We start from the raw sequence: 8,845 nt of genomic DNA, 5'->3' as shown, positions 1-8,845 counted from the left end.
GACCGCCGGGGCTCTCGAGACCGTGGAAAGCACTCGAGGCCCACCCGCATCTCTGCGTGGTGGGCCTCGAGCGTGGAGATCCGTACGGCATCAGGGACTCGAACCCCGAACCCGCTGATTAAGAGTCAGCTGCTCTGCCAATTGAGCTAATGCCGCGCGTTGTTCGTACGAGAAAAAACATACCAGCGGCTGGGCGAAGGGTGAAATCGGGTCGACCTTCAGGCGTCAGAGCGAGGCCAGGACGGCCTGCGCGGCGTTGTGTCCGCCCAGGCCCGACACGGCTCCGCCGCGCCTCGCGCCCGAGCCGCAGAGCAGCACGCGCTCGAGGTCGGTGGCCACACCCCACTGCTGGGCGGGGGTCTCGAGGCGCGAGCGGTGCGACGCCCAGGGCCAGGCCAGGTCTCCGTGGAAGATGTGCCCGCCCGGCATCGCCAGGTCGCGCTCGATGTCCTGGGGGATCTTGGCCTCGATGCACGGGTTGCCGTCGGCGTCGCGAGCCAGGCAGGAGGCCAGCGGGTCGACGAGGTGGGCGTCGAGGGAAGCGATCGCCCGCTCGACGGCCAGGGCCTTCGCGCCTTCGGGGTCCGACTCGAAGAGGGCCGCCGGGGTGTGCAGCCCGAAGTAGGTCAGGGTGTGGGTGCCCTCGGGCACCTCGCCCAGGATCGAGGGGTCGGAGAGCGAGTGGCAATAGACCTCGCCCGGCATCGTCGAGGGCACCCGCCCGGCGGCTGCGTCGGCGTACGCCGCCTCGACCTGTGAGTAGTCCTCGCCGAGGTGCAAGGTCCCGGAGAAGGCGAGCGCCGGGTCGACGCCGGAGCGGAGCCGGGGGAGGCGGTCGAGGAGGAGGTTGATCTTCAGCTGCGACCCCTGCGGCTTGGTGGCCGGGTCGGCCTCGCCCCCGAGCAGGATCTGCAGCACCCACGGGGCGACGTTCGCGAGCACGTAGTCGGCCGCGGTGGTGTGGGTGCCCGACGCGTCGTCCCAGGTGACCTCGCCGCCGGCGCCGTCGGCCAGGATCGACTTGACCCCGGCGCCCGTCACGATCTCGGCACCCGCCGCGATCGCAGCCCGGGCGAGGGCGTCGGTGACCGCGCCCATCCCGCCGACCGGCACCCGCCACTCACCGGTGCCGTTGCCGATCAGGTGGTAGAGGAAGCAGCGGTTCTGGATCAACGACTGGTCGTGCATCGAGGCGAAGGTGCCGATCAGGGCGTCGGTCGCCACGACGCCGCGGACGGTGTCGTCGCTGAAGCGGCGCTCGATGGCGGCACCGAGGGGCGAGGTGACCAGGTCGCGCCAGATGCCCGGGTCCACACGCTCGCGCAGCTCGCGGTCGGTCGGGAGCGGCTGCATCAGCGTCGGGGCCACCACGTGCGCGAGGTCGGCGACGTCGGCGTAGAACTCCCGCCAGGCGTCGTACTCGTCGTCGGACCCGGTGAGGTCGAGGAACGACTGCCGGGTGGCCTCGCGCTCCACCCGCTCGACGTACAGTCCGCCGGCGCGGCCGTCGCGCAGCGTCGGGGTGTACGACGCGGTGCCGCGCGAGAGCAGGGCGATGTCGAGGTCGAGGTCGGCCATCAAGGTCTCGGGCATCATCGAGACCAGGTAGGAGTACCGCGAGAGCCGGGTCGGGTGGCCGGAGAAAGCCGGCGCCGAGATCGCCGCTCCACCGGTGTGGTCGAGGCGCTCGAGCACCTGCACCGAGAGTCCGGCACGCGCCAGGTAGGCGGCTGCCACGAGTCCGTTGTGTCCGCCGCCGACGATGACGACATCCTTGCTACCTGCTGTCCGAGTCACCCGCTCACCGTAGCGAGCGGTGCGAACTCTGGTGTTGTGTGTGTGCTGGAGTCGTCGACGCGCCACACTGGGGTCACGAGCGGGAGGCTCGGGAGAGCTCGGGAGAAGAGGGAGGTGGATCGTGGGCGTCCGCCTGCGCTGGCGCATCGCGCTGCTCCTGCTGCTCCTCTTCGGCGCCGGAGTGGGCTCGAGTGCGAGCGCCCCTGATGCCGGGTTCATCGCCGGGGTGTGGCCCCTCGGGCTGGCCACCGGGATCCTGATGCTCACGCCGCGGCGCCAGGAGCCGGCGCTGCTCGTCCTCGTGCTCGGCGTCGCCGTCGGGAGCGTGGCCCTGCTGGCCCAGCCTCTGGACGTGGCGCTCGGCTTCGGCCTCGGAGTGACACTCGCGGCCTGGACTGCTGCTCGACTGCTGACCACCGAGACGGACGGCGTCCGCTCGCCGGCAGCGCTGAGGACCGACAGCGACCTGCGCAAGTGGCTCGTGGCGTGCGTCGGGTCGGCCTTCCTCGGTGGTCTCTCGCTCACCCTCACCGCTGTGGTGACCGGTGTCGGACTGCCACTGCTGACCGGGATCGGCGTCGCGATCGCGCTGCTCGCCGCGCAGCTGATCGTGACGCCGTTCTTCCTGCGCCTGCCCTCGCACCGCGCGGTGGCGCCCGACGCCGAGCGCATCTCGCAGTGGCTCGTGCTCGTCATCGCGACTCCGCTGCTGCTCCTCTCGGTCGCAGCCTCCGGACTGATCTTCCTGACCATCCCGGTGCTGGCCTGGGGCGCACTTCGGGGTTCGGCGCGCGAGGCCCTCGGCCAGCTCGTCTGGGTGGTGGCGTTCGCGCTGGGGCTGTCTGTCTTCGGTCGCGGTCCGTTCCCGCCCGACGTCACCACGTTCGGTGTGCCGGACGAGATCCGGGGCGTGCTGCTGTCGGGCTACGCGATCACCTGCGCGGTCATCGTCGTCCCGCTCCTGATGAGGGTCGGGGAGTACATCTCGGCTGCCCGTGAGGCCGAGACCGAGCGATACCTCGTCAACAACATCGTCGACAGCGCGCGCGGAGTGGCCATCATCGTGACCGACGAGTCGGGTCGGGTGGTGCGCTTCAACTCCGGCGCCGAGAGGTTGCTCGGCTACTCCGAGGCGGAGGTGGTCGGGAGGCGCCCGACCTTCCTGCAGAGCGACGAGGCGATCGCCGAGAAGGCTATCGACCTGGGGGTGAGGGCCGACCACGTGAGCGTGCTGCTCGCCATGGTGGGGCTGCCCGAGGGCACCCAGATCAGGTTCCGGCGCAAGGACGGCATCGAGCGGATCCACCGCACGAACGTCACCTTGCTCACCGACGCGAAGGGCCGACCCACCGGTTACCTCTGCACCTCCGAGGACATGACCGACGCCGTCCTCACCGAGGAGGCACTGCGGGCCGCCCTCGCGGCGGAGCAGAACGCCGTCGAGCGGCTGCGCGACATCGACACGGTCAAGGACACCTTCGTGTCGACCGTGAGCCACGAGCTGCGCACCCCGATCACCAGCATCCTGGGCTACCTCGAGCTGCTCTCCGACGGCACCCTCGGCGGCCTCGACGCCCGTCAGCGTGATGCCCTCGGCCGAGTCACCACCAACAGCGAGCGGTTGCTGTCCCTCATCAACGACCTGCTCACGCTGTCGAAGGTGGCCGAGACCGGCGTGCAGGTCGCGGCGACGTCCTTCGACCTGCGCGACGCGGTGGCCGAGGCCTTCGCCGTCGTCGGTCCGATGCACGCACAGCGTCCGCGCCTCACGCTTGACGTCGTCCTGCCGGACGACCGCGTCGAGGTGACCGGTGACCGCGACATGCTCGAGCGTGTGGTGGTCAACCTGCTGAGCAATGCCGTGAAGTTCACCCTTGACGGTGGGTCGGTCCACGTCGTGCTCGAGCAGCGGGGCCGCGAGGCCTTCCTCCAGGTGCGCGACAACGGGATCGGCATCCCGGAGGCGGAGCAGAACCGGCTGTTCTCGCGGTTCTTCCGGTCGTCACTCGCCCAGGGCCAGGCGATCCCGGGCAGCGGCCTCGGCCTCTCGATCACCCGCTCGATCGTCGAGCGGCACGGAGGTGCGATCTCGGTGACCTCCGCGATCGCCCGTGGCACCACGGTGGAGGTGCGGCTGCCGCTCGCGGTCGGGAATGTCAAAGATTCAACTAGTGTTGGGGTCTGTGACAAGAGGCGGTGACCACTCGGGTCGCCGGCCGTGAAGGAGGTTGGTCGAGATGCCCGCAGTGACCGTGGAAGACCTGACGGTGCTGGAGCGTGTGAAGACGCCGGGTCTCGGAGACGTGCCCCGCCCCGTGCGCGCGATCAGCACCGCACCCCAGGGCTACGAGGGGGAGGGCTTCCCGGTGCGCCGGGCGTTTGCCGGGCTCGACCTGCGCGACCTCGACCCGTTCATCATGATGGACCAGATGGGCGAGGTGGAGTACGCGCCCGGTGAGCCCAAGGGGACGGCCTGGCACCCGCACCGTGGCTTCGAGACGGTCACCTACATCATGGACGGCACCTTCGACCACCAGGACTCGCACGGCGGTGGCGGCACCATCACCAACGGCGACACCCAGTGGATGACCGCCGGGTCCGGCCTGCTGCACATCGAGGCCCCGCCCGAGTGGATGGTCACGAAGGGCGGCCTCTTCCACGGCATCCAGCTCTGGGTGAACCTCCCGCGTGAGGCCAAGATGAGCACCCCGAAGTACCAGGACATTCGCTCGGGCGAGGTGCAGCTGCTGACCTCCCCGGACGCCGGCGCTCTCGTGCGCGTCATCGCCGGCACCGTCGACGGGCATGCCGGTCCCGGCGCCACCCACACGCCCATGACGCTGGTGCACGCGAGCCTCGAGCCCGGCGCGCGCCTCGACCTGCCCTGGGACGTCGACTTCAACGCGCTGGTCTACGTGCTCAACGGTCAGGGCCGCGTCGGCACCGACGCTTGCCCGCTGCGCACCGGCCAGGCGGCCGCGCTCGGCGCCGGCGACTACCTGACGATCGCCGCGGACAGCACCCAGGAGAGCCGCTCGCCCCGGCTCGACGTGATCGTCGTCGGCGGTCGCCCGATCCGTGAGCCGCTCGCCTGGGCCGGACCGTTCGTGATGAACTCCAAGGCCGAGGTGATGGAGGCCTACCAGTCGTTCCAGCGAGGGGACTTCGGCCAGATCCCGGGCTGAATCTCGCTAGGCTCGCCCTGATGACCAGGGTGACGCGCCTGTACCGCGACGAACACGGCATTCCGCACGTGCGCGCCGGCTCGATGATGGACCTCGCCCGCGCCCAGGGCAGAGTCACGGCCCACGACCGGACCTGGCAGCTCGAGTGGCAGCGGCGTCGTGCGACGGGCACCACCGCCGAGCTGGTGGGCGAGCGGGGGCTCGGCTGGGACAGGCTGGCCCGCCAGACGATGCTGGTCGACACCGCCCGGAAGGCGTGCGCGGGTCTTTCGCAGGAAGGCCATGCCTTCGTCTCGGCCTACGTCGAGGGGGTCAATGCCGGACTCCGTGACGACGCCCCCGAGCTGGTGGCGCTCGGTGCGGCTCCCGAGCCGTGGGAGGACTGGATGCCGCTGGCGGTCTTCCACGGCCAGCACCTGCTCTTCGCGGGCCTCGGCGGCGAGCTCTGGCGGCGACGTCTCGACGAGGCGCTCGGCGAGCAGGCGCACCTGCTGAGCTATGAGGGCATTCCCGCCAACGGCAGCAACGCGTGGGCCGTCGGGGGAGCGCGAACTGCGTCCGGGCGGCCCCTCATCGGAGGCGACCCCCATAGGGTGATCGAGCAGCCGGGCGTCTACCAGCAGGTGCGACTGGCCTGCGAGGACCCCGACGACCCGTGCGACGTCGTCGGCTTCACCTTTCCCGGTGTGCCCGGGGTCCAGCACTTCGCGCACGCGGGCGACGTCGCCTGGGCGATCACCAATGCCGCTGCCGACTACCAGGATGTCCACGACGAGGAGGTCCCGCCGCGTGACGTGGTGCTCGAGCGCACCGAGACCGTGCGGGTCCGGACCGAGCAGGAGTCGTACGACGAGGTGCCGGTGCGCGTGGTCCGTACCGAGCGCGGGGTCGTCTTCGAGACCGGCCACAGCCTGCGCGACGCCGCGACCGAGCTGGGCGACGTGGGCTTCGACGCTCTCCTGCCGCTGCTTCGTGCTCGCACGGTGGATGACGTCGACGCGGCCCTCGAGCACTGGGTGGAGCCGGTCAACAACGTGGTCATCGCCGACGTGCACGGCACGGTGCGCTACCGCATCGCCGGGCGGGTGCCCACCCGCGACGAAGGCGTCTGGAGCGGCTGGCTCGAGCCGCCCCGCCACGACGTCGGCGCCGATGGACAGGTGGTCACGGCCAACGAGCGCCGCGGCCCCGAGAGTGACGCGATCGGCAGCGCCTTCGCGCCGTCGTACCGAGCGCGACGGATCGCTGAGCTGCTCGAGAGGCGCAGCGAGCTCACCACGGGGCACTTCGTGGAGATGCTGGACGACACCCTGCTCGGCACGGTCCCGGCGCTCACCTCCCTCGTCCCCTGCGCCTTCGACGACTTCGACGGCCGGATGGAGGCCGGGTCGGTGCAGGCCGGGAGGTTCGCAGCCTGGAGGTCGGCGCTGGTGAAGCGGCTCGTGGCCCGCCCCGAGCTCGACGCGCTCTTCGACCCCGGCTCCGAGCACGTGCACGACCCGGTGTTCACGCCGTTCCTGGACCCGACGCACCGCGTGGCTCTCGCGCTGCCGAACCTGGTCGCCGCCGGTACTCCGTTCGGCATCGACCTGACCGCCCTGGCCCGAGAAGCTCTCGAGGAGGTGGACGCCGCGGCGCCGGTCGCCTGGGGCGAGACCCACGTCTTCGCGCCGGCGCACGCCGTACCGCGCGTCGACGCTTCTGACCTGCCGCGCCCGGCGGTCTCCGGCGACAGCGACTGCGTGCGGTGTACGTCGTCCTACCCAGGCCAGACCGACGTGTGCTCGCGCGGCTCGGTGGCCCGCTACGTCTGGGACCTCGCCGACCGGAGCGCCGGGGGCTGGGTGGTACCGACGGGGGCGTCCGGCGTGCCCGGGGACCCCCATCATGCTGACCAGATCGGCGCCTGGACCACGGGCGAGCTGGTGCCGATCGTCACCGACTGGGACCGGCTCACGCTGGTGGACGAGGGTTCACCGTCGGCTTGAGTGAACACGTGTGCTCTACGTCATGCGCCGCTTGTGGTGCGCGTCATCGCGACTTCCGCGCAACCACGGCACGGTGGATCCATGACCCGCATCCTCTCCGGCGTTCTCGCCGCTCTCGCCCTCGTCGCGACCCTGCTGACGGCGTCCGCCACGGTGTCGCCTGCCGCAGCCGGCGCCGGCAAGGCCTCGTCCTGGGGCTCCACCGACGCCAAGCGTCAGAAGCTCCGCTCCGGGTGCCACAGCTACGCGTTCTCCTACCGGGTCACCGTCCCCACCGACGACTGGATCGCTGAGGTGACCCTGCGCAGCCCCGACGGCGAGGCTCTCTCCTCGCGCGCCTACAAGGCGTTCGCCGACGACCCGCGCCAGGCCACCCGCCGCTTCAAGTTCTGCGACGTGAGCACCCGCCCGGGTCGTCACAAGATCACGATGAAGGTGACCTCGCAGATCGACCGTGAGGACCGTACGCAGCGGGTGCCGCCGACGAAGTTCCGCCTGGTCCGTCGCTGAGCCGGCTTCACGGGCTGACGATCACGCGACGCTCGCGCGGGACCCACTGCAGGTCGATGTCGACCGGCCGGTCGAGGTCGTCCGCGACATCGGCGGCGAGCGCATCGTCGGTCGGCGGGTCGCCGGGTCCGGCGAGCACGACCGTCACCGTGTCGACGTCGATCGTCACCGAGACGATGGCGAACTCGCTGTCGCGCCCCAGCCACTCCACGATGCTGCGCCGGACGTCGTCCGCGGCGAGCGAGTCCTCGATGATGCGCCGCGAGTTGAGCGTGAGGGCAGCGGTGACGAACAGGGCCAGCACCAGCACGCCCACGAGAGAGGTCCGCACCCGGGAAGCTCCTTCGGAGCCGCGCCCGAGGGCGGCGACCCCGGTGAGCAGGAAGACCACCATGCCGACGACGAGGATGGCCGTGAGGTTGGTCAGGAAGAGCAGGAACGTGCCCAGGGCCTGCGCTGCGGCACCCTGCTGGAGAGTCACGCCCACCACCGAGAGCGGGGGCACGAGCGAGATGGCGATCGCCACTCCGGGCAGCGACGCCGACACGTCCGGACGGCTCAGGGCGTAGGCGCCGGCGGCGCCCGCGGCCACGGCGATCACGAGGTCGCTGAGCGTGGGGTTCGCACGCGAGGTGACCTGGGTGTTCGTGTCGAGGTCGATGGCGGCGTCGAAGAGCGTGGCCAGCAGCCAGCCGGTGCCGACGCTGATGGCCGTGCCGCCGAGGACCGCCGCGGCCGAGCGGCTCAGCCGGTGCGGCCAACCCGATGCGAGGGAGAGCGCCATGCCCATCATCGGGTTGATGAGGGGCGCCACGAGCATCGCCCCGATCACCACTACGGTGGAGTCGACCAGGACGCCCATCGCCGCGATGACCGACGCGAAGAGCATCATCAGGGCGAACCGGATGGAACGGCTGAGGGTCTGCGACCCCTCGAAGAAGAGGCCTCGCACCACCTGTTCTCGCTCGGACACCTGGTCAGCGCGCGACGTGAGCCACGAGAGGAGGAGCGGCCTCGTGTCCTCGGTCCGGTCGATGTCGGTCAGACCCAGCCGCACGCCGACACTGATGGCCACGTGAGCGAGCACGGCAGTGCCGGCGAGCGCCACACCGATGGTGACGAGCTGCGCCGAGACGAGGGCGAGGGCCACTCCGATGGGAAGCAGCAACGCCCCGCCTGTCACAGCACGACCCCACCAGGTGCCCGCGCGCAGAGCCCGTGCGGCCTCGCGGAGGCCCAGGAGGACGAGTGCGCCACCCGTGACGAGGGTGAGCACTCGGTCGGCCTGCACGGGGACGAGCATCAACGCGACGCCTGCCAGCACTCCGACCGTGACGAGCCCCGATGCCGGGCCCGTGCGCCGTC

Annotated in this window: 6 protein-coding genes and 1 tRNA gene; 4 read left to right on the top strand and 3 right to left on the bottom strand. The window is 71.0% G+C overall.

Annotated features, from left to right (window positions below):
* Positions 1–83: 83 nt before the first annotated feature.
* Together VOI19_RS08280 and VOI19_RS08275 are read right to left on the bottom strand one after the other, a co-directional pair.
* Positions 84–156 (bottom strand) — tRNA-Lys (locus tag VOI19_RS08280).
* Positions 157–225: 69 nt separating this feature from the next.
* The gene (locus VOI19_RS08275; protein ID WP_323792490.1) at positions 226–1,797 is read right to left on the bottom strand and encodes an NAD(P)/FAD-dependent oxidoreductase; all 1,572 of its coding nucleotides are present in this window, start codon (positions 1,795–1,797) and stop codon (positions 226–228) included.
* Positions 1,798–1,918: 121 nt separating this feature from the next.
* On the opposite strand from VOI19_RS08275, the gene VOI19_RS08270 reads away from it, so the two are divergent.
* The 4 genes from VOI19_RS08270 (at position 1,919) to VOI19_RS08255 (ending at position 7,480) form a co-directional block, all read left to right on the top strand.
* Positions 1,919–3,997: an ATP-binding protein gene (locus tag VOI19_RS08270; RefSeq protein ID WP_323792489.1), complete on the top strand. Its 2,079-nt coding sequence runs from the start codon at positions 1,919–1,921 to the stop codon at positions 3,995–3,997.
* 37 nt (positions 3,998–4,034) lie between these two features.
* Positions 4,035–4,982, top strand: coding sequence for a pirin family protein (locus VOI19_RS08265; protein ID WP_323792488.1), 948 nt, complete (start codon positions 4,035–4,037; stop codon positions 4,980–4,982).
* Between the two features lie 20 nt (positions 4,983–5,002).
* Positions 5,003–6,970, top strand: a complete 1,968-nt coding sequence (locus VOI19_RS08260) for a penicillin acylase family protein (RefSeq protein ID WP_323792487.1) — start codon at positions 5,003–5,005, stop codon at positions 6,968–6,970.
* A gap of 81 nt (positions 6,971–7,051) precedes the next feature.
* Positions 7,052–7,480, top strand: coding sequence for a hypothetical protein (locus VOI19_RS08255; RefSeq protein ID WP_323792486.1), 429 nt, complete (start codon positions 7,052–7,054; stop codon positions 7,478–7,480).
* Between the two features lie 7 nt (positions 7,481–7,487).
* Here the strand turns inward: VOI19_RS08255 and VOI19_RS08250 are convergent.
* The coding region (locus tag VOI19_RS08250; RefSeq protein WP_323792485.1) for a DUF389 domain-containing protein at positions 7,488–8,845 on the bottom strand (1,358 nt) is incomplete at its 5' end.

It is taken from the genome of Nocardioides sp. (genome assembly GCF_034670285.1).
GTDB lineage: Bacteria > Actinomycetota > Actinomycetes > Propionibacteriales > Nocardioidaceae > Nocardioides.
The sequence above is the reverse complement of the archived record's forward strand: the minus strand, read 5'-3'. Positions and strand labels throughout refer to the sequence as shown.

Coding starts and splice junctions, on each gene's coding strand:
- VOI19_RS08265 (WP_323792488.1), top strand. CDS start 4,035: ATGCCCGCAGTGACCGTGGAAGACCTGACGGTGCTGGAGCGTGTGAAG.
- VOI19_RS08260 (WP_323792487.1), top strand. CDS start 5,003: ATGACCAGGGTGACGCGCCTGTACCGCGACGAACACGGCATTCCGCAC.
- VOI19_RS08255 (WP_323792486.1), top strand. CDS start 7,052: ATGACCCGCATCCTCTCCGGCGTTCTCGCCGCTCTCGCCCTCGTCGCG.